The 26,223-nt window shown below is 51.4% G+C and carries 20 protein-coding genes, 1 pseudogene and 1 riboswitch; of the genes and pseudogenes, 9 read left to right on the plus strand and 12 right to left on the minus strand.

The window, feature by feature from the left end:
- Positions 1-30: 30 nt before the first annotated feature.
- The 3 genes from EDI29_RS20545 to efp all read right to left on the minus strand — a co-directional run bounded on the left by EDI29_RS20545 (position 31) and on the right by efp (position 1,372).
- Complete coding sequence (locus EDI29_RS20545) at positions 31-384, minus strand: DMT family protein (protein WP_137742369.1); 354 nt, start codon at positions 382-384, stop codon at positions 31-33.
- 111 nt (positions 385-495) lie between these two features.
- Positions 496-627 carry an entericidin A/B family lipoprotein gene (locus EDI29_RS20550; RefSeq protein ID WP_015841890.1) on the minus strand — a complete coding sequence of 44 codons (132 nt, stop codon included), beginning with the start codon at positions 625-627 and terminating at the stop codon, positions 496-498.
- A 178-nt stretch (positions 628-805) separates the two neighbouring features.
- Complete coding sequence (gene efp / locus EDI29_RS20555) at positions 806-1,372, minus strand: elongation factor P (RefSeq protein ID WP_129707145.1); 567 nt, start codon at positions 1,370-1,372, stop codon at positions 806-808.
- A gap of 41 nt (positions 1,373-1,413) precedes the next feature.
- On the opposite strand from efp, the gene epmB reads away from it, so the two are divergent.
- Complete coding sequence (epmB, locus tag EDI29_RS20560; protein WP_137742370.1) at positions 1,414-2,460, plus strand: EF-P beta-lysylation protein EpmB; 1,047 nt, start codon at positions 1,414-1,416, stop codon at positions 2,458-2,460.
- A gap of 49 nt (positions 2,461-2,509) precedes the next feature.
- Here epmB and EDI29_RS20565 read toward each other — a convergent pair whose 3' ends face one another.
- Both EDI29_RS20565 and pgi read right to left on the minus strand, forming a co-directional pair.
- Positions 2,510-2,854: a DUF4156 domain-containing protein gene (locus EDI29_RS20565; protein WP_137742371.1), complete on the minus strand. Its 345-nt coding sequence runs from the start codon at positions 2,852-2,854 to the stop codon at positions 2,510-2,512.
- Between the two features lie 42 nt (positions 2,855-2,896).
- Positions 2,897-4,546, minus strand: coding sequence for a glucose-6-phosphate isomerase (pgi, locus tag EDI29_RS20570; RefSeq protein ID WP_137742372.1), 1,650 nt, complete (start codon positions 4,544-4,546; stop codon positions 2,897-2,899).
- A gap of 201 nt (positions 4,547-4,747) precedes the next feature.
- Positions 4,748-4,940: riboswitch (Lysine riboswitch) on the plus strand.
- Positions 4,941-5,055: 115 nt separating this feature from the next.
- Between pgi and lysC the strand changes: the two genes are divergently transcribed.
- Positions 5,056-6,432, plus strand: a complete 1,377-nt coding sequence (gene lysC / locus EDI29_RS20575; protein WP_137742373.1) for a lysine-sensitive aspartokinase 3 — start codon at positions 5,056-5,058, stop codon at positions 6,430-6,432.
- Between the two features lie 424 nt (positions 6,433-6,856).
- On the opposite strand, the gene EDI29_RS20580 is transcribed toward lysC, so the two are convergent.
- Positions 6,857-8,503 carry a Na/Pi cotransporter family protein gene (locus EDI29_RS20580; protein WP_137742374.1) on the minus strand — a complete coding sequence of 549 codons (1,647 nt, stop codon included), beginning with the start codon at positions 8,501-8,503 and terminating at the stop codon, positions 6,857-6,859.
- A 306-nt stretch (positions 8,504-8,809) separates the two neighbouring features.
- On the opposite strand from EDI29_RS20580, the gene EDI29_RS20585 reads away from it, so the two are divergent.
- Positions 8,810-10,264, plus strand: coding sequence for a DASS family sodium-coupled anion symporter (locus EDI29_RS20585; RefSeq protein ID WP_137742375.1), 1,455 nt, complete (start codon positions 8,810-8,812; stop codon positions 10,262-10,264).
- A gap of 181 nt (positions 10,265-10,445) precedes the next feature.
- Here EDI29_RS20585 and EDI29_RS20590 read toward each other — a convergent pair whose 3' ends face one another.
- The 3 genes from EDI29_RS20590 to EDI29_RS20600 all read right to left on the minus strand — a co-directional run bounded on the left by EDI29_RS20590 (position 10,446) and on the right by EDI29_RS20600 (position 15,177).
- Positions 10,446-11,291: an intradiol ring-cleavage dioxygenase gene (locus EDI29_RS20590; RefSeq protein ID WP_137742376.1), complete on the minus strand. Its 846-nt coding sequence runs from the start codon at positions 11,289-11,291 to the stop codon at positions 10,446-10,448.
- A gap of 639 nt (positions 11,292-11,930) precedes the next feature.
- A complete protein-coding gene (gene foxA / locus EDI29_RS20595) occupies positions 11,931-14,027 on the minus strand; it encodes a ferrioxamine B receptor FoxA (RefSeq protein WP_137742377.1) in 2,097 nt (698 codons plus the stop codon).
- A 193-nt stretch (positions 14,028-14,220) separates the two neighbouring features.
- Positions 14,221-15,177, minus strand: coding sequence for a helix-turn-helix transcriptional regulator (locus EDI29_RS20600; protein WP_137742378.1), 957 nt, complete (start codon positions 15,175-15,177; stop codon positions 14,221-14,223).
- Between the two features lie 230 nt (positions 15,178-15,407).
- Between EDI29_RS20600 and EDI29_RS22830 the strand changes: the two genes are divergently transcribed.
- Entirely contained in the window at positions 15,408-15,584 is a 177-nt protein-coding gene (locus EDI29_RS22830; protein WP_167494544.1) for a hypothetical protein, read from the plus strand.
- A gap of 137 nt (positions 15,585-15,721) precedes the next feature.
- Here the strand turns inward: EDI29_RS22830 and EDI29_RS20610 are convergent.
- Positions 15,722-15,919: pseudogene (locus EDI29_RS20610) on the minus strand (vitamin B12 dependent-methionine synthase activation domain-containing protein); the annotation flags it as partial.
- A gap of 432 nt (positions 15,920-16,351) precedes the next feature.
- Between EDI29_RS20610 and EDI29_RS20615 the strand changes: the two are divergent.
- Positions 16,352-16,870 (plus strand): hypothetical protein, encoded by a 519-nt coding sequence (locus EDI29_RS20615; protein ID WP_137742380.1) that lies wholly within the window; start codon positions 16,352-16,354, stop codon positions 16,868-16,870.
- A gap of 364 nt (positions 16,871-17,234) precedes the next feature.
- On the opposite strand, the gene metH is transcribed toward EDI29_RS20615, so the two are convergent.
- The gene (gene metH, locus EDI29_RS20620; RefSeq protein WP_137742381.1) at positions 17,235-20,918 is read right to left on the minus strand and encodes a methionine synthase; all 3,684 of its coding nucleotides are present in this window, start codon (positions 20,916-20,918) and stop codon (positions 17,235-17,237) included.
- Between the two features lie 316 nt (positions 20,919-21,234).
- On the opposite strand from metH, the gene iclR reads away from it, so the two are divergent.
- The 4 genes from iclR to EDI29_RS20640 all read left to right on the plus strand — a co-directional run bounded on the left by iclR (position 21,235) and on the right by EDI29_RS20640 (position 24,415).
- On the plus strand, positions 21,235-22,068 hold the full coding sequence (iclR, locus tag EDI29_RS20625; RefSeq protein ID WP_137742382.1) for a glyoxylate bypass operon transcriptional repressor IclR: 834 nt from the start codon (positions 21,235-21,237) through the stop codon (positions 22,066-22,068).
- 97 nt (positions 22,069-22,165) lie between these two features.
- A complete protein-coding gene (locus EDI29_RS20630; protein WP_137742383.1) occupies positions 22,166-22,822 on the plus strand; it encodes a CDP-alcohol phosphatidyltransferase family protein in 657 nt (218 codons plus the stop codon).
- Positions 22,823-22,826: 4 nt separating this feature from the next.
- Positions 22,827-23,486, plus strand: a complete 660-nt coding sequence (locus EDI29_RS20635; protein ID WP_137742384.1) for a lysophospholipid acyltransferase family protein — start codon at positions 22,827-22,829, stop codon at positions 23,484-23,486.
- A complete protein-coding gene (locus EDI29_RS20640) occupies positions 23,486-24,415 on the plus strand; it encodes a phosphatidate cytidylyltransferase (RefSeq protein ID WP_137742385.1) in 930 nt (309 codons plus the stop codon). The genes EDI29_RS20635 and EDI29_RS20640 overlap by 1 nt, the downstream gene beginning before the upstream one ends.
- On the opposite strand, the gene aceK is transcribed toward EDI29_RS20640, so the two are convergent.
- Complete coding sequence (aceK, locus tag EDI29_RS20645) at positions 24,408-26,177, minus strand: bifunctional isocitrate dehydrogenase kinase/phosphatase (RefSeq protein ID WP_137742390.1); 1,770 nt, start codon at positions 26,175-26,177, stop codon at positions 24,408-24,410. The two genes, EDI29_RS20640 and aceK, sit on opposite strands and share 8 nt — an antisense overlap.
- Between the last annotated feature and the right edge of the window lie 46 nt (positions 26,178-26,223).

Consider the following 26,223-nt stretch of genomic DNA (forward strand, 5'->3'; position numbering starts at 1 on the left):
GCAACTCGAATTATTTGGGGTATAAACTATCTATCCCATGATTTTATCGCGAAACATAAAGAAAACGGCGCCTAGCAGACATAACCCCGCCCAAATATAGTCGGTGCGGAAAGGTTCTTTTAAAATGAACATGGAGAAAGGGATAAATACGGAAAGGCTGATCGCTTCCTGCAATATTTTCAATTGACCCGCAGAGGCGACCTGATAACCAATCCTATTTGCAGGCACCTGTAAGAGGTATTCGAATAATGCGATACCCCAGCTGATCAACGCAGCAATTATCCAGGTTCGGCCGCTGAAATAGCGTAAATGGCCATACCAGGCGAACGTCATAAATATATTGCTCAGCGTCAGCATGCCGACAGTAATGAAAAGAGGCGACATTATTACTTCTCCGAGTGATCCACTTTCACATTATCTCGCCGTGGGGAAGAAAACACCATTACGGCATTTTCTTCCACTCGGAAAAGTTATTACGATTTATTTCTTACGTTATCATTGGGCGCTGCGCTGAATGGCCTTCCCGCCCGCTTCCACATCTTGCCCAACGCCTCGGGTGGTATTACACCCCACCACCGCAGAGAGAATAACCAGAGAGAAAATGGCAACACATGCTTTCTTCAACATACTCGATTCCTTCTTTATGAGAGTAGGATTTCAACGGTACGAAAGTGACTGCTTTTTAAGCGTAGCCAATTTTGATTGTTGTGGAAGACTTTATAAGGCTGGGGAATAAAAAAGGAAGACTGAAATGAGGAGTAAAGCAAAAGGCCGCCCTCACAGAAGGCGGCCTTTTTCGCATTAGTTACTTAACGCGTGAAACGTACTCACCAGAACGCGTATCAACTCTGACAACTTCGCCGATCTGTACGAACAATGGCACTTTAACCACTGCGCCAGTGCTCAGCGTCGCTGGCTTACCACCTGTTCCTGCGGTATCGCCTTTCAGGCCCGGATCGGTATCGGTGATTTCAGCTTCGATGAAATTCGGTGGCAGAACGGTGATCGGACGACCATCCCACAGCGTAACGATACATTCTGCATTATCCTGTAGCCATTTTGCAGAATCACCAACGGTCTTCCCTTCAACCTGATGCTGTTCAAATGTCTCAGGGTGCATGAAGTGGTAGAACTCACCGTCGTTATACAGGTAGTTCATGTTGGTATCTACTACGTCTGCACCTTCTGCTGAGTCGGTAGACTTGAAGGTTTTTTCAACGCGAGAGCCCGTCAACAGGCGACGCATTTTTACACGAGCAAAAGCCTGGCCTTTACCCGGCTTCACAAATTCACTGGATTCGATGGCATACGGTTCGCCTTCGAACATGATTTTAAGACCGGAACGGAAATCGTTGCTAGAATAAGTCGCCATAAAGGCCCTCTACAATTTAACACTGGTACGAAGCCAAAAAAATGGCACACATTGTAACCCTAAATATACCTTCCAGAGAAGATTGGTTGCAGCAACTTGCAGACGTAATTACCGATCCCGATGAATTACTGCAATTTTTGGCACTGAACGATCACGTAAAACTTCGGCAAGGCAATGATGCACGCAGGCTTTTTGCGCTGCGTGTACCGCGCGCATTCGCCGCACGGATGCAAAAAGGGAATCCTGACGACCCGCTGCTGCTCCAGGTATTAACTGCTCGTGAAGAGTTTATTGTCACGCCAGGTTTCACCCACGATCCGCTTGATGAGCAACACAGCGTCGTCCCTGGGCTACTACACAAATACCACAACCGTGCCCTGCTGCTGGTTAAAGGCGGCTGTGCCGTAAACTGCCGCTACTGCTTCCGCCGCCATTTCCCGTATCAGGATAATCAGGGCAATAAGGCAAACTGGCATCAGGCGCTGGATTATATCCGCCAACACCCTGAGCTGGATGAAATCATTTTTTCCGGCGGCGACCCGCTGATGGCCAAGGATCACGAGCTGGACTGGCTAATCACCGAACTGGAACACATCCCACACGTGAAACGCCTGCGTATTCACAGCCGTTTGCCTGTGGTGATCCCCGCCCGTATTACCGATGCGCTGTGCGATCGTCTAGCACGCAGTTCGCTTCAGGTGCTGCTGGTGACGCATATTAACCATCCGCAGGAAATCGATCCTGATTTAACACAAAGTATGGCGCGTTTACGTCGTGCAGGCGTGACGTTGCTCAATCAAAGCGTGCTGCTGCGCGGGGTAAATGATAGCCCTGAGACGCTGGCTCGGCTCAGTAATGCATTATTTGACGCGGGAATTCTCCCTTATTACCTACACGTGCTGGATAAGGTACAGGGTGCCGCCCATTTTCTGGTGGATGACAACGAGGCGCGCGCCTTAGTCAAAGCGCTAATGAAAAAGGTGTCCGGCTATCTGGTGCCGCGTCTGGCACGGGAAATCGGTGGGGAAGCCAGTAAAACACCGCTGGATTTAGGCATGAAGCAGCATCAGGACGACGCCGAGCAATGACGGTAGTAAACCCGGTGAGAGCCATGCTCTCACCGGGTTTCTTTTTAGCTTAAGGACACTTGTAAACGCTGCCGTTCATCTTGCTGTCCAGCGGCGCAAAGCTTGACCAGAAGGTTTCACTCGGACTGGTGGCACCATAGATAGTATTGCCGCCCAACGCCGCCGCTTTATTACGCAGGTCGTTTGCCGCACCGCGCATAGCACTACCGTCGCCATGGTTGCCCGCCAGCCAGTTCGACTGGCTACCGCTAACTTGCCCCAATAGCTGACATTCGCTTCCTGGCTTGGTATCCGTGAACGTCACGGACTGCCCAGCGGCGCTGAGTTGGCTGGTACTGCTGCACCCTGCCAGCAAGACTGCCACTGATAGCCCCAACAACATACGAACCTGCATATCTTCCTCCTTGCGATTCAAAAACCAAGGGCACAGGCCCGATTAGTTACGCCACGCCTTGAAGCGGTTGATCAACCCGTTGGTAGAGCTGTCATGACTGTCGATCGTATTATCATTTTCCAGCTCTGGCAGAATACGGTTCGCCAGTTGTTTACCTAATTCCACGCCCCACTGATCGAACGTGAAGATGTTCAGGATCGCGCCTTGCGTAAAGATCTTATGCTCATACAGTGCGATCAGCGCCCCCAGACTGTACGGGGTGATTTCACGCAGCAGGATCGAGTTGGTCGGACGGTTGCCCTCAAATACCTTAAATGGCGCGACGTGTTCCACATCTTTTGCACTTTTACCTGCCGCCGCAAATTCCGCTTCCACTACGTCACGGCTCTTACCAAACGCCAACGCTTCCGTCTGTGCAAAGAAGTTCGACAGTAGCTTGCTGTGGTGATCGCTCAATGGGTTATGGCTAACAGCCGGTGCAATGAAATCACACGGAACCAGTTTGGTACCCTGATGAATTAACTGGTAGAACGCATGTTGGCCGTTTGTGCCCGGCTCACCCCAGATAATCGGCCCAGTCTGGTAATCCACAGGGTTGCCGTTGCGATCGGCTGATTTCCCGTTAGATTCCATATTCCCCTGTTGGAAATAGGCGGCAAAGCGGTGCATGTATTGGTCATACGGCAGAATCGCCTCAGTTTCAGCACCGAAGAAATTGTTGTACCAAATGCCGATCAGCGCCAGCAACACAGGCAGGTTTTTCTCCGCAGGCGTGGAAGCAAAGTGCTTGTCCATCGCGTGCGCGCCGCTGAGCAGTTTCTCAAAGTTCTCAAAACCCAGAGAAAGGATGATCGACAGCCCAATCGCTGACCACAGGGAGTAACGTCCGCCAACCCAATCCCAGAATTCGAACATGTTGTTGGTATCGATACCAAATTCGCCGACGGCTTTCGCGTTGGTGGACAACGCAGCAAAGTGCTTGGCTACATGTTTCTCGTCCTGTGCCGTTTTCAGGAACCAGTCACGCGCACTGTGCGCGTTGGTCATGGTTTCCTGCGTGGTGAAGGTTTTAGAAGCAACAAGAAACAGCGTGGTTTCCGGGTTCAGCGGCTTCAACGTTTCAGCAATATGCGTGCCGTCAACGTTGGAGACAAAATGCATGTTGAGGTGGTTCTTATAAGGCTTCAACGCTTCCGTTACCATGAACGGACCCAGATCGGAGCCACCAATACCGATGTTGACCACGTCGGTGATCGTTTTTCCGGTATACCCCTTCCACTCACCGCCAATCACACGCTCGCTGAAATCTTTCATCTTCGCCAGCACTGCATTGACTTCCGGCATCACATCTTTGCCATCCACCAGAATCGGTGTATTGCTACGGTTACGCAGAGCAACGTGCAGAACGGCGCGATCTTCCGTGCGGTTAATTTTCTCGCCGGCAAACATGGACTGAATCGCCGCAGACAGGTCAGTTTCCCGCGCCAGCGCGTGCAGTTTTTCCATGGTTTCTGCTGTGATGCGGTTTTTGGAGTAATCCACCAGCATCTGATCGTCGAACGTCGCGGAGAAATGTGCAAAGCGATCGCTATCCTGTGCAAACAGCTCGCTGATTTGCACGTCTTTCATTGCGTCAAAATGGGTTTGTAATGCCTGCCAGGCAGCAGTTTGGCTTGGATTGATATTTTTCATAATGCGACTTTCTCTCTAAGCATGAGTTCAAAGTGACTGAATCGATTGTATCCCTTAAAATCCCGATTGAGATCCCTTTTCTTGCTAAAAGCGGTTTATGCCCTGTGGTTTACTGACAACTTGTCGTTTACTGACAGATTGTTTATTGACAGAAACCGCATAACCCGTTATTTGTAACACCGTACTTGCACACTCGGTGTGCAAGCCAGAAGAGGCGCGTCGCCCAGGTAAGATATCGGAGGAACCGTAATCCGCTGATGATATCTGAGGGGGAGCGACGCCGAGATAGGGAGAAATACGGCTTTCCTCCTATCGACTACAGAGGCTGAATCCTCTGGGTTGTCACCAGATTCGTCCTGATGGACGTTTAGCAAGGTGGAGCGCTTCTGGGTGTATCGTAGCGATTTTCTACGCCTGCCCCCTACTTACCGCTCTCCCCCTGTGCCAAGGCTGATTAATGGAATGCTGTTTACTGAAAACAGCCTACCCCTGACACGAGGTTTTTTGACATGTCTGTAACTGAAGTATCCGCGAACACGAACTCTACCGTTATTGCCAAATTTGGCGGCACCAGCGTGGCGGACTTTGATGCCATGAATCGCAGCGCCGATGTAGTGTTATCTAATCCAAATGTACGCGTTGTCGTGCTATCGGCATCGGCGGGTATCACCAATTTACTGGTCGCGCTTGCGGAAGGCCAGACGCCGGAAACGCGCGCTGAACATCTGGCGAAGATCCGCCAGATCCAATACGCCATCATCGACAAGCTGACCAATCAGAGCGTGATTCGCGATGAGATTGATCGCATGCTGGACAGCGTGACCACACTGTCTGAGGCAGCAGCACTCGCGACGTCCAACGCCCTGACCGATGAGCTGGTCAGCCACGGCGAACTGATGTCTACCCTATTGTTTGTTGAGATCCTGCGTCAGCGCGATGTGGTGGCTGAGTGGTTTGATGTGCGTAAAATCATGCGTACCGACGATCATTTTGGCCGCGCGCAGCCAGATTGTGACGTACTGGGCGAACTGACTCGCAGCCAGTTACAGCCACGCCTTGAACAAGGTTTGGTGATTACTCAGGGCTTTATCGGTAGTGAAGCAAAAGGTCGCACAACCACGTTGGGTCGTGGCGGTAGCGATTATACGGCGGCACTGCTGGGCGAAGCGCTCAACGTCAGCCGGATCGATATCTGGACCGATGTTCCCGGCATCTACACCACCGATCCGCGCGTAGTGCCGACGGCAAAACGCATCGACCAAATCATGTTTGAAGAAGCCGCCGAAATGGCGACATTTGGTGCAAAAGTCCTGCACCCAGCCACGCTGCTGCCTGCGGTGCGTAGCGATATCCCAGTCTTCGTCGGCTCCAGCAAAGACCCAGCCGCAGGCGGGACGCTGGTGTGCAATAAAACAGAAAATCCGCCGCTGTTCCGCGCGCTGGCGCTGCGCCGTAAGCAAACGTTGCTCACACTGCACAGCCTCAACATGCTGCACACTCGCGGCTTTCTGGCAGAAGTGTTCAGTATTTTGGCGCGTCACAACATCTCCGTTGACCTGATCACGACATCAGAAGTCAACGTGGCCTTAACGCTTGATACCACCGGCTCCACCTCAACGGGCGACAGCCTGCTGTCCAGTGCCTTACTGACCGAGCTGTCATCGCTGTGTCGAGTCGAAGTTGAAGAGAACCTGTCACTGGTCGCGCTGATCGGCAACAAGCTGTCTCAGGCCTGTGGCGTGGGGAAAGAAGTGTTTGGCGTGCTGGAACCTTTCCGCATTCGCCTGATCTGCTACGGTGCCAGCAGCAACAATCTGTGCTTCCTGGTCCCTGGCGACGACGCCGAGCGTGTGGTACAGACACTGCACCGCAGCCTGTTCGAGTAAATTCTCCATCAGCGCGCAGTCTCTTAGTCACAAATACAGAGGCATCGTGGGTTTTGCCGTTATCCGGCGTAAAAAATTATGCAGCGGTGGGCTTGACCGCCGAGTGAGCGACAGGACGTCGCGAAAGCCAGTGCCGCGTAGGACAAAAACGTCAAAGACGTTTTTGAACAGCACTTGTGCTGGCCCGAAGGGTGAGCCCCATTTATGGGGCTAGTAAACGCGTCACTGGCGGCTCGACTAGCGGTCAGGAACACCGATGGAACCGCGTCAGCGGCATAATTTGCGCCAAAAGCCTGAGGGTCATGGGGCGAGCGGCGTTTGAGCCGCCCCATGTCGGGCGCGTGCTACGACGTAGCATGAAAATAGCGGCATTATCGCGCACGAAACCGCATCTTAATCTGAATAAAAATTTCCACAAAGGGAATCACAACGTCAGCGGTGATTCTTCCCGCTCTTCATCCCCATCCTGCTGCACAATCAAGACGTTATACGCTACTGCGCAGAACAGTGAATTCAGTCGGTTCATGTCGCCAAGCAAACTCAAATGAAGCGAACTGGTTTCCAGACTCTGTACGTTGTGCTGATGTAAACGATCGACATGCGCATGTGCATAGCGGCGGTTCATAATACGGAAACGGTGCTTGGCACGGCGCAGACGTTTAGCGCTAGTGACATCTTCCGACAGGAAAACTGACAGTCCCAAGCGCAGGTTTGCCAGCAGTTGGTCATGCAGGTGGTTCAACTCCTCCAACCCCTGTGAGGAAAACGCCATACGTACACCAGATGAATGATTGCCAATGTCATCAGCCATGCGTTCGATAATATCGCCCGCCTGTTCCAGATTCAGCGCCACTTCGATGACTTCTGCCCAGCGCTGAGAATCCCGCTCATCCAACCCGTCTTTCTGAATCTGCGCCAGATAAAGCTTAATCGCGGTGTAAAGGATATCGACATCATCATCAAGCCGACGAATCTCCCGCCGCTGCATATGGTCGCCCTGCAAGACTTCGCGGTATAAGCGCAGCATCTGCTCCAGCACATCACCAATCCGCAGCGTTTCCCGTGCAGCATTGGCCAACGCTAATGCTGGCGTATCCAGCGAACTGGTATCCAGATGACGAGGCTTCATTTGGAGATCGACCTGAGGTGAGTCAGCAATCATCGCGCAGGACAGGCGAGCCACCACGCCAGTAAGCGGAATCAGCAGCAGGCAACGAATCAGGTTGTAGAACAGGTGGAAGTAAATCACCAGCTCTTCAGCACTTAGCGGAATACGCGCCAGCCAACGCGAGAGCGGCTCAACCAGCGGTAGCATAACCAGACAACCGAACATCTTGAACAGCATACTGCCGAGCGCCACGCGTCGCCCCGCCGCATTCTGCGTCGAGGTGCTCATCATCGTCAGTAATCCGCTACCCAGATTGGCACCGATGACCAAACACATCGCCACTTCCAGCGAGATCACACCGCTTGCCGTTAACGTTGCCGTCAACAGCACCGCCGCCAGGCTGGAATAGGTAATCACCGCGAACAGCGCGCCAGCCAACGCATCCAGCATAACGTCGCCCGTCAATGACGAAAACAGCACCTTCACGCCCGATGCCTGCGTGATCGGCGCTGCGGCCAAGACGATCATTTCCAGCGCCAGCAGAATCAGCCCAAGCCCAATCGCCACGCGACCAACCTGCCCCACCCGCGTCTGCTTACGGCTGAGGAAAAATATCACGCCCAGAAAAATCAGCAGCGGAGAAAGCCAGGAGAGATCGAACGTCAGAATTCGCACCATCAGTGCCGTACCGACATCCGCCCCGAGAATAATCACCAGCGCAGGCGTTAATGCCACCAGCCCCTGTGAGACAAAAGAGGTTGTCAGCAACGCGGTCGCATTGCTGCTCTGCACCAGCGCAGTGACGCCGATGCCAGCCATAAAAGCCAACGGTTTTTTCTCAACGCTATCGCTGAGAACCCGCCGTAACTGGGTGCCATAAACCCGCATGATACCGGTACGGACAATGTGAGTGCCCCATACCAGTAACGCAATCGCAGAAAGGAGATTCAGCAGTGTTAACAAAAAGTCCGCGCCTCCAGCTAAACGTGTGTTGATGAAATAAAACGTGTTGATGACGTAATGAACGACCATCTTACCAGATGTTGGCAGACCGTACTGCGAGGCAGCCCGCGTCAAAGCAAAATCGCCCAACGATCAAGGACTGATAAAAATTAATTAACTGACAATATTTAAAAAACAGAATCCAAATCAATAAGCCGATAATTTTGCCTCACGCCTTCCCCGGTTAACGCTATGCTCTTTTTATCCCTATAACTCTTATGGGTTATAACTCTGCATAATCTTGCTGCTCTTGAGTAAGGAAAATGGATGAAGACGAAAACCTCATATGGACTGAACTGGCTCCCGCTAATCATTATTCTCGCCATCGCCGCTTTTTTTTGGCACATGGAGCCCCCAACCGGCCTAAGCCCCGCAGCCTGGCACTCCGCCGTCATTTTCGTGGCCACGATCGTGAGTATTGTCGCGAATGTTCTCCCGATTGGGGCCATCGGTATTATCAGTATCACGCTCTTTGCGCTGACGTATGCCGCGGGGGATACAACGGCCAGCGGCGCGATACAAACGGCACTCAGCGATCTGAACAGCTCGCTGATCTGGCTGATTGTTGTCGCCTTCATGATCGCACGCGGCTTTATCAAAACAGGGCTGGGTCGTCGCATCGCCTTGCAGATGATCCGCATGTTGGGAAAACGCACGCTGGGTCTGGCTTACGGGCTGGCTTTTGCCGATCTGGTGCTTTCCCCCGCGATGCCAAGCAACACTGCACGCTGCGGCGGGATTATTTATCCGATTGCCGATTCGCTGTCGCGCAGCTTCGACTCCAAACCGGAAGATGCCTCGCGCAGTAAGATTGGCACCTTCCTGATTACCTGCATCGGTAACGTTAACGACGTGACAGCAGCCATGTTTATGACCGCCTACACCGGTAATCTGCTAGCAGTGAAACTGGCCGCCAACGCAGGCGTTACCATTACCTGGGGAAGTTGGTTCCTCGCCGCACTCGTCCCTTGTTTGATCTCTCTGGCGGTTGTCCCGCTGCTCGTCTACTGGCTAACCAAGCCAGAAATTCGCCATACGCCGGACGCGCCAAAACTGGCCGTCGCAGAATTGGCAAAGATGGGAAATATGAGCCGTGGCGAGTGGCTGATGGCATTCACCGTTATTCTGCTGCTGGTGCTGTGGATTTTTGGCGATCGCTTAGGCGTAGATGCCACGACCGCCTCCTTCGTCGGGCTGTCCTTCCTGCTGTTAACCGGCGTATTGAGCTGGGAAGACGTGAAAAGCGAGAAAGGCGCCTGGGATACGCTGATTTGGTTCGCCGCCCTGCTGATGATGGCGAATCAGTTGAAAAAGCTCGGCTTCACCAACTGGTTCGGCGATCTCATCGGCAGCAATATCGGCCACTTGATGCAGGGAACAAGCTGGGTCTTGGTGCTGTTGTTGTTGAATGCGGCCTATTTCTACACCCACTATTTCTTCGCCAGCGGCAATGCACAGATCGCCGCCCTTTTTGCGGTATTCCTCGGTGTCGGGATCAACCTGAACATTCCAGCAGTACCGATGGCGTTCATGCTGGCGTTTACCAGTAGTCTGTACTGCTCACTAACGCAATATACCCACGCACGCGGTCCGATCCTGTTCGGCGCGGGCTACGTACCCACCGCCGTCTGGTGGCGGACTGGCTTTGTCGTCAGTCTGGTGAATCAGGCGATCTTCATGAGCGCAGGTCTATTGTGGTGGAAAGTGATTGGGCTGTATTAATATCGCAGTAAGTCGAATAGAAAAACGGGGCAGTGCATCTGCCCCGGATATACCCGTAATACTTCAAGCCGCAGGTGCGTTGGCTGCGTTCACTCACCCGAATCACTTACCTGAGTAAGCTCATCGGGACTCCCTCTCTTGCCGCCTTCCTGCAACTCGAATTATTTGGGGTATATTGACGTTAATCTTGAGAAACGGTGTATTTATATAAGTCACGCTGAGTGAGATAGGTTGAGGTCGCATTTTTATCAATAGATAAAATAATTTCGCCCGTAAACCCGTCATTAAAATCGCCTTCATTGACTTTATTGACCGTAAGGAGCGATTGCACGCCATTCATCTTGGTAAAATAGTCATCTTTATCATTGGTGACTCGGGTAATATCCCTTGGGCTATAGGGCTCATTATTATAAACCACGCGACAAAGATCCTCTGGGAAATATAACTGCCCAACAAAAGCAAAGTGTTCTTTTTCCAGAGGATTTTTACTCGGCCGCCTTATCGCTACGTGAATATGTGTCGCTCTGCCAGCATAGAACCCAGGGAATATCGTCGTGAATCTCACAACCCCATTCTGATCTGTTGGCTGTATACCTCGGAAAAAGCTGGTACTGTCCGTTCGATTAACCGTCCCTACATCATCGGTTGATGCTTCTTTATCAGGGCTAATGAAACTCCACCCCGAATATTTACCCCGCGCGTTACAATGCCAGATATCAACCAAGATGTTATCCACGGGTTCACACGTCACACCATCAATCACTTTTATCTTCAGCAGCAGCGGAATTCCCGGTTGGGATTCGGTAATATCGCGTCGTAGTATTTTGTAGTCAACAAAGTAAGGCCCCACGATTTGCTCAGTTGTGAGAGGACATGTCTTTATCCCGACGGCCTTTGGCTTATCCACGACGTCATTCGCTCTCACCGTGAAAGGGATATTCGCTAATGATAATAACCCGACGGTTCCTATCATTTTTTTCGCAGAGCTAATAAAGAAAAATCGTCTATTTTTATTATTCAAGTCCATTGCTATACCTCACATGCATTATGTAAATATACCTGTAATACTTCAAGCCGCAGGTGCGTTGGCTGCGTTCACTCACCCGAATCACTTACCTGAGTAAGCTCATCGGGATTCCTTCTCTTGCCGCCTTCCTGCAACTCGAATTATGTAGGGTATAGAATTTAAAATAATAAGGATTGAAATTATTTTCATAGAGTAATACGACTTAAAAAACCTCCACCACTAATTATCACATGAAGAATACATTACCTATTAACTTATAGGTATTACGTAAAAAATCGCAAAATAAAAAACACCAAAACAGTATTGTTTTTAGTCATGGAAATGTCCAGTCCACCTGAGATAAATACCACTTATTGCCAAAAATGAACGCAAATTTAATGGCATTAATTACGTCTAAAAATATAAATATAGAAAATATAAATTCACTATTATGCATTTCATTCAATGAATCAGAACATTATTTAATGTGTTTGAGGAAAATAGCTGAAAGAGGTAAGAAGTAGCAGAATATTATCTCTACTCGCTAGCAGAAAGGTGATGATTTAATGTCTTCAGATATTGCGAGAGTGTGGACGATCTATTGATGTGAATCTTAATACAACCTACCGCCCTGCCCGTTAAGGCAGGACGGGGAAGGTATCAGAACGAATAAGAAACGCTGCCGACCACGCTGCGCTCTGCACCGAAGTAACAGAACTCCAGCGAGTTACAGGCCGCTACGTAGCGTTTATCAGTCAGATTATTGACGTTAAGCTGTGCACTCAGCCCTTTCAGACCCACCTTCGAGAGATCGTATCCCACAGCCATATCCACCAACGTATAGGAAGGCAACGTGTGAGTATTGGCACGATCGGAGGTCACACCGTTCACGTAACGCACGCCAGAACCAATCGTCAGGCCGTCCAGCGGACCGCTTTTAACATCATAGCTGGCCCAGGCGCTGGCCTGATTGCGTGGGGCATACACCGCACGTTTTCCTTGCTCAGCAACGCTGCTTTTCTTATAGCGAATGTCCGTATAAGTATAAGCCGCTTGCAGACGCAGATTGTCGGTAATGTGGCTCACGGCCTCCAGTTCGACGCCTTCCGATTCGATCTCGCCAACGGAACGGTAAGGGTCATTAGGCTGAACTTTTGTCGCGACATTCTTCTGATTAATACGGAAGACCGACAGACTGTACTGATCCTGAGAGCCTTCCGGCTGATACTTCATCCCAGCTTCCCACTGTTTACCTTTCATCGGCTCCAGCACGTTACCGTTATCATCAGCGAAGCTGGTCGGCGTAAAGGCCGTAGAATAGCTGACATACGGTGCAAAACCGTTATCAAACAGGTAGAGCAAGGCCGCACGTGAGCTAAAGTTGTTTTTATCAAGTTCACTATGTGTGCCGTTGGTATGGTTAACGTGAGTGACTTTAACCCGATCGTGGCGGCCGCCCAACGTCAAGCGCCAGCGTTCCCAGCTCATTTGATCCTGAACGTAGATCCCCGTCTGTTGCAGCTTGTGTTTTTCTAGCGTGCCGGACATGCCTGTTGGCCCGGCACCATAAACAGGGTTAAACGCGTCGATGGCCGGGAAGGAACCAGAAGGCCAGTCCACATGATTATTACGCTGCTGATAGTCGATCCCCACCAGCAGGCGATGGTTCACGGCCCCGGTATCCACGCTGCCATCAAGTTGGTTATCTAACGTCAACGCCGACAGCGACTCACGGGAACCGGAGTAGTAGCGGGTTAGGGTATCGGCGCTTGGCTGCGTCCAGCCATAAGCGTAAACCTGATCCAAATGCACTTTGGTACGCAGATAACGCAGCTTTTGGCGCACTGCCCAGCCGCTATCAAAACCGTGCTCAAAGTTGTACCCCACCATATTTTGCTTACGGTCGTATTTCTCATAATTCTCTTCCCCTTCATAGAAGGTGTTCGAGATTTTCCGTCCGTTGTGCTCGACCACGGTACCGTCATACGGTAAACCCGAATGGCTACCGCCCTCAGGATCGCGTTGCAGGTAAGCCATAAATTCCAGACGAGTTTTTTCGGAAATCCGCCACAGCAGGCTAGGCGCAATCGCGTAACGTTCTTCTTTCAGCGGCCCAAATTGCGTATCCGCCTCACGCACCATTCCGCCCAGACGGAAGGCAAAACGCTCGTCGTCATCCAGCGGGCCGGTCACGTCAAACGCCGCACCACGCTGCGCATTATTACCGGCAAACAGTTTAATCTGCCCGCTGCGATCGAACGACGGCTGGCGCGAATTCAGCGCCACAATCCCGCCCGGTGAAGAACGTCCGTAGAGTACAGACGCCGGGCCTCTGACGACTTCAATGCTATCGAGGAACCAGGGATCGATAACCAGCGAGCTATGGGAATTGGTATCTCCCATCATCTTCAAGCCATCGAGATAAACATTATCAAGACTGCCGTCGGAAAAGCCGCGTAACACCATGTAGTCAAAGCGGTTAGAGGCACCAATCTGGTTGTTAAATACACCCGGCGTATAACCGACCGCCTGCCGAACGCTGGTCGCACCTTGTTCCTGAATCTGATCGCGCGTAATGATAGAAACGGCCTGAGGAGTCTCAATATCAGGCGTTTCCAGCTTGGTGGCACCGCGTTGCGTTTGAGACGTAACGACTAATGTATCGCCAGAGGATAGCGTCTCCTGTGCGAATGCCGACACCGTCAATCCACTGGTGAAACAGCCAACCAACAGCGCCAGCCGCGTTTTTCTGAACATGGGAATCTCCACAGACTTTATTATTGTAAATAAGAATTATTACCGTTATTGGTCTGCCGATAGCTATGCGCAGTGACGGTTTACGTATGCGCAATGACAAAATGGGAACTCTGCGGAAAGACGCCGGACAGGTGGCAGAGTGCCAATACCTGGCGTAAGCAAGAAGCAATGCATTGATTAAGATAAGGAAGGGCTAGCTGGGTATGCGTGCATCGCTCGGCGCAATACCGTAACGTCGCCGGAAAGCCGTGGCGAAGTTAGTCGCGTGCTGGTATCCCGACATCCAGGCGGCTTGCTGAACGCTGTATCCCTGCGCCAAATAGCGGCGGGACAGTTCCAATCGGCAGTCGCGCAGGTAGTCAAAGACTGAATGACCATATGCCTGACGAAATTTGGTACGCAGGCTACTGCTGCTCATCGCGGCCAGTTGCGCCAGCTCATCGAGGGTGTACTCTTTTTCAGGCTGTTGCGCCAGACGTCGCCGAACGTTCTCCAATCGATCCTGTTCGCCGGGCGGGGACAACATACGCCGTTCTCCACCACGTTGCCCGAATGACAGACCTTGCCCTAGCAACTGTAGCATCACGCCTTCCAACATCAGCTGGCGCGATAAACCAGGCAGGGTATTTTCCAGCGCATGCTGCAAACCAGACAACAAATAGCCGGGAACCTGCCATAAAAATGTCGGATTACCGCTCTGTTCCCACTCGTTCAACAACAAGCCCAACTGCGGCTCCAAAGCGGAAGTCGCGGGAAAAATCCCCAAAGACACGGTACGAAGATGATGGTCAGCAAGGTGGCTCGCGTTCATGACTAACCGATCGCCCAGTTGAGTACTGAATGCCATGCCAGAGCGCACAACAAACTCTTTACCATTCAGGCGCAGCGCGACACATCCTTCCAGCACCACCAGCGTATAAAACGGACAGCAGTGCAAAGACGTCGATTCGTAAGGCTGCAACACGCGAACATTGGAGTTCGTGAGGCAAATACCGGAGGACAGCGTCATCTCTTCGACATCGCCCTGAACCACGATGCGCTTTTCTTTCATGCGATCGCGGCAAGACGACAACTGCGGGAAGTGGTAATCAATCCCGTAGCGTTCACCGATGTCGAAGAAATCCTCTATGGAGAAGAGTCGTTTTAGCATGGGCGGGAAGATACCCTCATCCTGTTTAACGCCCAGAATCAGGCCTGAGATTAATGGAACTACGCATGACGCAGCGACGTATGTGCTACAGAAATCGTTATTCACCTTATCATTGCGTAGCGAGCGCATCAATAAGACTGATAACTATTCTCATTGAAATGGTGTTCGCGTAACACAGGATCACCAATGGGAAGATATTGCATGGGTTTAACCACGAAACCACGACAACTATGCAAAAAAGCATATGTTTCGTGCGTGATAAGCCGAGTATTTCTCTGTGCCATCAGCACCACGCCCGACTCAGGGCGCTCAGTCGCCGCCGCCCTGAGAACCCAGGCTTTTTGGCGGGAATTCTGCCGCTACGCGATGCCTTCGGCGTTCGTGCCCGCACTCCGGGCCGCCAGTGACGCGTTCCAGACGCGGCACTGACTTTCGCCGCGTCCATGCGGCTCACCCGGCGGCCACGCCCACCTCAGCAGAATTTTAACGCCAGTTGAAAACCAACACTTGTTAACCCACAGATATTATTTCTTTTACTGGCACCTTAATCCGCATCATAGCCCAGATTTGGCGCTAACCAGCGCTCAAGCTCGCTTACATCCATACCTTTACGCACCGCGTAATCCTCGACCTGATCGTGCTGGATTTGCGCGACGGCGAAGTATTTGCTGTCAGGGTGGCTGAAATACCAGCCGGATACCGACGCGCCCGGCCACATGGCATAGGATTCAGTGAGTTTCATGCAATGGGGATAAATAGATTAACAATCTATCCGTTAACGTTAAATAATTATCAATTTAATTGTTTATTAAAAACATAATTTAAACGTAAAACCATTATGAATGGATAGCACTTTTCTGTTTATTATCTAAAATTTCAATATAAAATTCTTTTTTCATCATTTTTCTTTCCCTTTGTTTTTTTATTTTTGTTTTTACTTATTTGTCAAAAACTGATGTTATTTTAATTAAAAATAATAATATGATATAAAAACACCTACATTCTTCATAACGGATTAAAAAAGAGATTACCGCTAGTGCTGTACTTGCCTCCTTGCAGGAAATGCACAGACAGTTAATCGTGACTATACGAGTGCACCAATGGCCAGAATGAATACTTATTCAGCCAATTTCCTTATGGTTTAACGCGGTTATATTACGAATAGGTCTAAAAAATGCTATCAAAAATCGATATAACATCTGGAATAGTTTCTTTAAAAGCCACTGAAAAAAAACAGGATATACATGCTCGTGATGAATTTACTGTTGCTAATTTAGTCAAATCTGAGTCTAGCACGAAAGTATCATTCTCACCTCAAGTACAACAACAGACTAAATTATCTGAAGCAGTGTTGAATAAATATCAGCAACTGCGCAGTAGCGCCGATCAAAATGAAGTTGATTCTTATATAAAGGATTTATATGCCACCCCTCGGCAATCTGAGGAACTAGTCTCTATTGAGCATTACCCTGATGTGTTTAACGCTTATACAGGCGAAAAAGTAACGCCAGAGTCTACGGCTATGTTTGCAGAATGGGATCAGAGCGTTTTAGCTGCGACAACTCAAATATATAATGAAGAAAAAGCGAAAGGAACACCATCTTCAGATATCTATTTGAAAATACAGACCCATATGAGCCAGCAACCGGACTATTTTCTGAATAAGATCAACTGGCCTAACCAGGAAGCATAACGTTTCTGAGTAATCAATTACGTATATATTCCCCGAAGGAGTTGCTACAAGCAGTGTTAAAATCCGCCTCTGACAGGTTTGTCGCTCCTACAAATTATTTACCTATGCCAGTAACGGCTTTAATTATTACCGCCGCTAAGGTGCAATGATATGACAGCACTTTCACACTTGGATTGTGTGTGGGGGGAACAGAGCTGAATTAGCAGAGCGATTTGACGCACACTTGCTATTTCTCTCCATTCCCCCTTTCTCAACTGGGGGAACTATTTATTTTGCTTATTCAACCTTTCTCGCAGTAGTTGCATTGCTCCCCCTTTGGATAGTTAGGTTGCAAAGGCAAATCGCACAGACCTGCCCTCGTAACCTAATCCGCATCATAGCCCAGATTTGGCGCTAACCAGCGCTCAAGCTCGCTTACATCCATACCTTTACGCACCGCGTAATCCTCGACCTGATCGTGCTGGATTTGCGCGACGGCGAAGTATTTGCTGTCGGGGTGGCTGAAATACCAGCCGGATACCGACGCGCCCGGCCACATGGCATAGGATTCAGTGAGTTTCATGCCAGTATGTTTTTCCACATCCAGCAACTGCCAGATTTGTACTTTCTCCGTGTGGTCAGGACAAGCCGGATAGCCTGGTGCAGGGCGAATCCCCTGATAATTCTCACGGATCAGCAGCTCATTACTGAGGTTCTCATTCGGCGCATAGCCCCAGTACACCTTACGCACACGCTCATGCAGGTATTCTGCAAAGGCTTCCGCCAGACGGTCAGAGATCGCCTTCACCATGATCTTGTTGTAATCATCGTGTTGAGCTTCCCACAGATCGGCCAACGTATCCTCTTCCAGCCCGCCGGTCACGGCAAAGGCTCCCAGATAATCCGGTTTACCGCTGGATTTCGGTGCCACAAAATCAGACAGGCAGTAGTTCGGGAAGTCGGTTTTTTCCGTCTGTTGACGCAGATGGTGGCTAACTGACAGCACCGTTTCACGCCGTTCATCGGCATAAATCACCACATCATCACCCACGCGGTTCGCCGGAAAAAGGCCAACCACACCACGCGGATTCAGCGCACCGCGTGCGGATAAGTCGTCCAGCATCACGTTGGCATCGGCAAACAGGCGCTTGGCCTCTTCACCCACCACCTCATCTTCCAGAATGCGAGGATATTTCCCCGCCAGCGACCAGGTCATAAAGAACGGCGTCCAGTCGATGTAGTTGCGCAGCGTTTCAATGCTGGCCGTCACTTCCTGAATGCCCAGACGATGCGCAACCGGCGGCGTGTAGTTTTCCCAATCTAAATCGGAGGCGTTAGCGCGAGCTGCTTCCAGCGTCACGGGCGGCGTTCGCGGTTTTTTACGCGCGTGCTGAATGCGCACGGTTTCATACTCTTTACGAGTGCGCGCAACAAAGTCGTCATACTGCGTACTGGACAGCAGGGCAGACACCACACCAACAGAGCGCGAGGCATTCTGCACGTAGACGGTCGGGCCGCTATAGTTCTGCTCAATCTTCACAGCGGTATGCGCTTTAGAGGTCGTCGCGCCGCCAATCAACAGCGGCAGCGTAAAGCCCTGACGCTCCATCTCTTTCGCTACGTTAACCATTTCATCCAGCGACGGCGTAATCAGCCCGGACAGCCCGATGATATCGACATTCTCTTCACGCGCAGTCTTCAGGATTTTATCCGTCGGTACCATCACACCCAGATCGATAATTTCGTAGTTGTTACATTGCAGCACCACACCGACGATATTCTTGCCGATATCGTGGACGTCACCTTTTACCGTCGCCAGCAGGATTTTCCCCGCAGACGAGCCTTTGTCTTTACTGGCTTCAATATAAGGTTCGAGGTAGGCCACGGCCTGCTTCATCACACGGGCGGATTTCACGACCTGCGGCAGAAACATTTTGCCTGCACCAAACAGATCGCCGACCACGTTCATGCCGTCCATCAGTGGGCCTTCGATCACCTCGATCGGCCGCGTCGCCTGCTGGCGCGCTTCTTCCGTATCCAGCTCGATAAACTCGGTAATGCCTTTAACCAGCGAGTACTCCAGACGTTTCTTCACGTCCCAGCCGCGCCACTCCGCCTGTGTTTTACTGCCTTCATCTTCTGTTTTGCTGCCGCGATACTTTTCTGCCAGATCGAGCATACGCTCGGTGGCATCGCTGCGACGGTTAAGGATCACGTCTTCAACCGCATCGCGCAACTCAACAGGAAGATCGTCATAGATCGCCAACTGACTAGCGTTCACGATCCCCATGTCCATCCCATTGCGGATCGCGTAATACAGGAAGACGGCGTGGATCGCCTCACGGACCAGATCGTTACCGCGGAATGAGAACGACACGTTGGACACGCCGCCAGAGATCATCGCGTGCGGCAGTTGCGCCTTGATGTCCGCACAGGCTTCGATGAAATCCACCGCGTAGTTGTTGTGCTCGTCGATCCCCGTTGCCACCGCGAAAATATTCGGGTCGAAAATAATGTCTTCCGGCGGGAAGCCGACTTCTTCCGTCAGTATGCGATAAGCCCGGCTACAAATTTCAATTTTGCGGGCGCGGGTATCCGCCTGTCCGACTTCATCAAAAGCCATCACCACCACGGCGGCGCCGTAGCGCCGCACCAGCTTAGCGTGATGAATAAAGGCCTCAACGCCTTCCTTCATGGAGATCGAGTTAACAATCCCTTTGCCCTGAATGCATTTAAGCCCTTTCTCAACCACATCCCATTTTGAGGAGTCGATCATAATCGGCACACGGGCAATATCAGGTTCACCGGCAATCAGATTCAGGAAGCGGATCATCGCCGCCTCCGCATCCAGCATGCCTTCATCCATGTTGATGTCGATAATCTGCGCACCGCTTTCCACCTGCTGGCGGGCGACATCCAGCGCTTCGTTATATTTCTCTTCTTTGATCAGACGTTTAAAACGCGCAGAGCCGGTAACGTTTGTCCGCTCCCCGACGTTAACAAACAGGGTATTAGCATCGATAATCAGCGGTTCGAGGCCGGATAAACGGCAGGCCACTGGGATCTCCGGCAGCTTGCGCGGCGGCACGCCTTCCACTACTTTCGCCATCGCCGCAATGTGTGCAGGCGTCGATCCACAACAGCCGCCGACGATATTCAGAAAACCCGATCGCGCCCATTCACCGATATGTTTCGCCATATCCGCTGGATCGAGATCGTATTCCCCGAAGGCGTTAGGTAGCCCCGCATTCGGGTGTGCGCTCACATAGCATTCTGAAATACGCGATAGCTCGGCGACATACTGACGCAGTTCATCCGGCCCTAATGCACAGTTCAGACCGAAGGAAAGTGGGCGGGAATGACGCAGAGAGTTGTAAAAGGCTTCCGTGGTTTGGCCAGATAACGTACGCCCTGACGCATCCGTGATCGTGCCGGAAATCATCACGGGCAGCACGACCCCTAACGCTTCAAATTCACTTTCGACGGCGAAACTCGCTGCTTTAGCATTCAACGTGTCGAAAATGGTTTCGATCATGATCAGATCGACGCCACCTGCGATCAGTGCGCGAGTCGATTCTCGGTACGCCTCTACCAGTTGATCAAAACTGACGTTACGAAAAGCCGGATCGTTAACGTCGGGGGAGATCGACGCCGTGCGGTTCGTCGGACCGAGAACGCCAGCAACATAGCGCGGCTTATCCGGCGTTAACGCCGTCCATTTATCCGCGCTGGCACGCGCCAGCTGGGCGGCGACGGTATTAATTTCCGCCGACAGCGCTTCCATATCATAGTCCGCCATCGCAATAGTGGTGGCGTTGAAGGTGTTGGTTTCGAGAATGTCGGCACCGGCTTCCAGATAGGCATCGTGAATTTCACTAATCACCTGCGGCCTGGTCAGCACCAGCAGATCGTTATTTCCCTTCACATCGCTCGGCCAGTCGGCAAAGCGCTCGCCGCGATAATCTGCTTCCTGAAGGCGATAACCCTGAATCATGGTGCCCATACCACCATCCAGCACCATAATGCGTTGCGCCAACTGACGCCGCAATTCGTCTACCCGATTACTCACGCGAACCCCATTCCCGGCCAATAAATACGATATGTAGTGTCTATACCCAAAATAATCCGAGTTGCATGAAGGCGGCAACCGCACGAATCCCCAGGAGCTTACATCAGTAAGTGACTGGGGTGAGTAAGGGAGGCCAACGCACATGTAGCTTGGAGTATGACGGGTATATCCTAGCATAAGTTATGAGCACGCTAACGCCGTGTAGCATGAGACTTTTTCAGATCATTTGCCGATAAAAAGCGTAGAGAAAGAAGAGTTGCATTCTGTGGTAAAAAAACGAAAATCAATTCCATAACCCTAAAAAGGAATCGACGCCATGACGCCACCAGAGCCAGCCAAACGCGGGAAGAAACCCAGAGCCAGTACGGGCACCACCGCGCAACCAACCGGGCAGGTTCAGTCGCTGACCCGTGGCCTGACGCTGCTTGAATATATCGCCAAAGCAAATGGCAGCGTAGCGCTAACCGATCTGGCTCAGCAGGCCGGTTTACCGAATTCTACGACCCACCGCCTGCTCACCACCATGCAGCAACAGGGCTTTGTGCGTCAGGTTGGCGATCTGGGGCTGTGGACGATTGCTTCGCACGCGTTTATCGTCGGCAGTAGCTTTCTGCAAAGCCGCAACCTGCTGGCGATCGTGCATCCGATACTACGCAAGCTAATGGAAGACTCAGGCGAAACCGTCAATCTGGCCGTGCTCGATCAGACCGATAGTCAGGCGATCATCATCGATCAAGTGCAATGTACGGCGCTGATGCGCATGTCCGCGCCTATCGGCGGTAAATTGCCGATGCATGCTTCGGGGGCTGGGAAAGCGTTTTTGGCGCATTTACCTGATGCTCAGGTCACGCAGTTGCTGCACAAAAAAGGGCTGCACGGCTACACGCCACATACCTTCAGCTCGCCACAAGCCCTGAAAGAAAACCTGTCGCTGATTCGCAAACAGGGCTATTCGTTCGATGACGAAGAGCACGCGCTGGGGCTACGCTGTATCGCAGCCTGTATTCTGGATGAACATCACGAAGCCTTCGCCGCCATTTCCATCTCTGGCCCCGTGTCGCGCATCACGGACGACCGTGTCACAGAACTCGGTGCGCTGGTGATCAAAGCCGCTAAGCAGGTCATGCAGGAATACAGTGGCATACCGTGATACTGGATATAAAAGAGTGTGCAGCTCTCTGCAATACCCTTATTCTTACATCCACTTACAGTATGGTTATACGTTTCACCAATGGATAATGTGCATCATGGAACAAGATATCAAGGATCGCCGCCCCATCAAGGCTCGACAAACACGTTGGGCCAGCTATTTGGCCCGAGCACTGCAATCGAGGGGCTTTACCCCTAACACCATTTCCCTTTTCAGCATTTTTTTTGCTTTCATCGCCAGTATCAGCTTTATTTTCGCTTTCCGTACCGAACACGACACCACGACTCGACTACTTCTGCTCGTTGGAGCTATCGGCATTCAGGGTCGCCTGCTGTGCAACCTGCTTGATGGCATGGTGGCCGTTGAAGGTAAACTGCGCAGTCCGGTCGGTGCTGTTTATAACGATCTACCCGATCGGATTTCAGATTCTCTGATCCTCATGGGGGTGGGTTACGGCATTACAGTGTGGCCTTTTGCGCCCACGCTTGCCTGGGCTGCGACCGTGATGGCGGTACTAACAGCCTACATTCGTTTGTTAGGTGGAAGCTGTGGTTTGCCACAACGGTTTAGCGGGCCAATGGCAAAACAACATCGTATGGCTATTCTCACCCTGGTTTCCTTGCTCGCCCTGATCGTACCGACTTATGGGCAATGGCTTTTTATCGCCGCTCTCGCAGTGATTCTGCTTGGTTCGGTCGTCACCTGTATTAATCGCACTCGACAGATTATGAGTGCACTGCATATTCAGGGATAATCTTATGGTTAACGTTTTCTCTGGGCTGGATAAAAAAATTGTCAGTTCACTTCTGGTCACGATTTGTCGGCTCCTCACTGGCATTCGCGCACATTGGCGAAGTGAACCCGATCTGGCTCGTGCCAAAATTTATTATGCCAACCATAGTAGCCACCTTGATGGGCTGGTGATTTGGGCCAGCTTGCCCCCCCAACTTCGAACCATCGTCCATCCCGTCGCGGCTGCCGATTACTGGCTGAAAAAACCGTTACGCCGCTATCTGGCTCTGCGTATTTTTCAGGCGGTTCTGGTCGAGCGGCGCAATAAAAAAACAGAAGAAGAGCATACAGAGCGGTTGCCACAAGATCCGCTACAACCGCTAAAAACAACGTTAAGCGAGAACCAGTCACTGATTCTATTTCCCGAAGGGACTCGGGGAAATGGCGACCAGTTGAATCGCTTTAAAAGCGGGCTTTACCACTTATCAAAACAGTATCCAGACATAGAACTGATCCCTGTCTGGCTAGAGAATCTTAACCGTGTCATGCCAAAGGGATCACGTTTGGTCGTTCCTATCATCTGCCATGCCACATTCGGTGAACCGATACAGGGTGTGACCGAGATGGAGTCAAAACAAGATTTTCTTGAACGCGCTAAGCAAGCACTTGAGGAGTTATCAGCGTGATGGCCTGGGATAACGAAATGCAATGGTTGCTGAGCGGCCTGTTCGGATTACTGACTTTTGCCAGCCTGGTCGGTTACCTATTAGCCAAACGTCAGCAAAACGCCACCATCATGAACCTCAATGCCCGCATTCGAGCCTGGTGGCTCATGTGTATTATTTCTGTATTCGCCATGATGATTGGCCCGATCGGTTCGACGATCCTATTTGCCCTGATGTCATTTTACGCACTGCGGGAATGCATCACATTGATGCCGACCCGACGGAGCGATCATGAGGCGCTGTTCTGGTGCTTCTTCATCATCCTGCCGCTTCAATACTTATTGGTTGGCATCCAGTGGTACGGCGTTTTCATTATTCTGATACCGGTATACGCATTTCTCTTCGTCCCCGCACGTCTGGCATTAGCGGGGGATACGGTACATTTTCTTGAGCGTGCGGCCAAGATTCAATGGAGCCTGATGATCGCCGTCTACTGTGTCAGCTACGCTCCAGCACTGCTGATGTTGGATATCACAGGTTATGAGCACCAAAATATCAAGTTACTGCTGTTTCTCATGATCGTGGTGCAGCTATCAGACGTACTGCAATACGTTTTCGGTAAACTCTGGGGAAAACGCCCCATCGTCCCTAAACTCAGCCCGAACAAAACGGTGGAAGGGTTTGTCGGCGGTATTTTGACCGCCAGTCTGGTGGGAATGGGGTTATGGTGGATCACACCATTTTCCCCCTGGCAGGCTTTTCTCATCGCCTTCGTGATTGCACTCCTTGGCTTTGCCGGTGGACTTTGCATGTCTGGCATTAAACGCGATCGCGGCGTAAAAGATTTCGGCACCATGCTGGAAGGACACGGCGGGATGATGGACCGCATTGATTCCCTCTGTTTTGCCGCTCCCGTGTTTTTCCATATTGTGCGTTACTTCTTCACCTAATCAATACGACATCAGCCGTCGGATACTCTGACGGCTGATGCCCGCTCCGTTGACTAAAACGCTTCCTCCGTCGGTAAGCGTAAACATCCTCAATGTACCCGTCCCTGATGCGCTGCTGTAGTGCTCGCCAGTAATCTGCACAAAACAGGTCCCCGTGCATTTCCTCAAACAGCTTACGAATGTGGTGGTCGCTACACAGGAAATGCGGAAACTCTTCGGGAAACACATCATTCGGCGCGACGCTGTACCACGGCTCTGCGGCCAGTTCATCCTCTGGGTGACGTGGCGGCGGAATCTTGCGGAAGTTAACCTCTGTCATGTAGCAGATCTCATCGTAGTCATAAAAGACGACTCGCCCATGGCGCGTAACGCCAAAATTCTTGAATAGCATGTCGCCGGGGAAAATATTCGCCGCAGCCAGCTGTTTGATAGCATTGCCGTACTCTTCGATCACATCGTGCAGTTGCTGTGCGTTTGCCTGTTCCAAATAGAGGTTCAGCGGCGTCATCCGGCGTTCCATATACAAATGTCGGATCACCAGTTGGTCGCCCAGATCCTCCAGTTTTTCCGGTACCTCCCGCCACAGCTCATCCAGCAACTCTGGGCAGATACGATGCTTATCAATGACGAAGTTTTCATATTCCTGCGTATCCGCCATGCGCCCAACGCGATCGTGCTCTTTCACCAGTTGATAGCACGCCATGACCCGCTCCGCGCTCACTTCTTTCTGCGGCGCAAAACGATCTTTGATGACCTTAAATACGCGATCGAAGGAAGGCAGCGTAAACACCAGCATCACCATACCTTTCACGCCGGGGGCGATAATAAACTGCTCTTCTGATGCCGCAATATAGTGCAGATATTCGCGGTAATACTCGGTTTTACTGTGCTTCTGGCAGCCAATGGCCAGATAAAGCTCCGCTGTCGTCTTCCCCGGTAAAATGTCACGCAGCCAGGCCACCAGCGCCGACGGCAGCGGGGCATACACCATGAAGTAAGAGCGGGCGAAACCGAACACAATGCTGGCATCAGCCTGACTGGTTAAGCAGGTATCAATAAATAACGCACCGCGTTCGTTGTGGTGAATCGGCAGCAGAAACGGAAAAACACCGTCAGGGAGCGACAGTTTGCCCACCAGCCAGGCCGCTTTGTTACGATAAAACAACTCATTCGCCACCTGTAACGTCGCGTGCACAAGCTGCTCCGTTGAGAAAGTGCGCTGTAAATACGCCGTGATATAACCAATATCACGCGGCAAATCTTCCCACGGCAAACGCAGCGGCACGTCACCCAGCAGCTTTTCCAACATGCTCTGCCAGCCGTCAGCGGGCACAAACGTCTTGGCGATAGGCCGGGGGATCTCACGAAAGCGCTGTTCAGGCTGAGAACTGAAAACAAACAGTTTGTCAGGTGCCAGTTCCCGATGGTTAAACAGCCGACAGTAGACGGAATTAAAGAAACTCTCTGCAATCTCAAAACGCGGATAATCCGGCAATAAACGGGTGTAGATATGCTTCACACGAGCCAAAAAATCCGCATCATCGCAGCGAATACCGGTAATACAGCGCAACTGTTCGACCACCAGACCAACGTGGTGATCGTATAAGTGAATACGCTGTTTCATTGCCTGCTGTACGGCGGGCCAGTCAGCCTGTTCAAAGCGCTGCTGCGCCCCCGCCGTCACTTCGAGAAAACGTCCATATTGCGCATCAAACCCTTGCAGGATCGTTTGCGCCACCAGCTTTTCAAAGTCACGCGTCATCATGATCTCCAGATGGAACCCGGACAGCCGAACGCTGACCGGGCAG

Source organism: Pectobacterium polonicum, assembly GCF_005497185.1.
Lineage (GTDB): Bacteria > Pseudomonadota > Gammaproteobacteria > Enterobacterales > Enterobacteriaceae > Pectobacterium > Pectobacterium polonicum.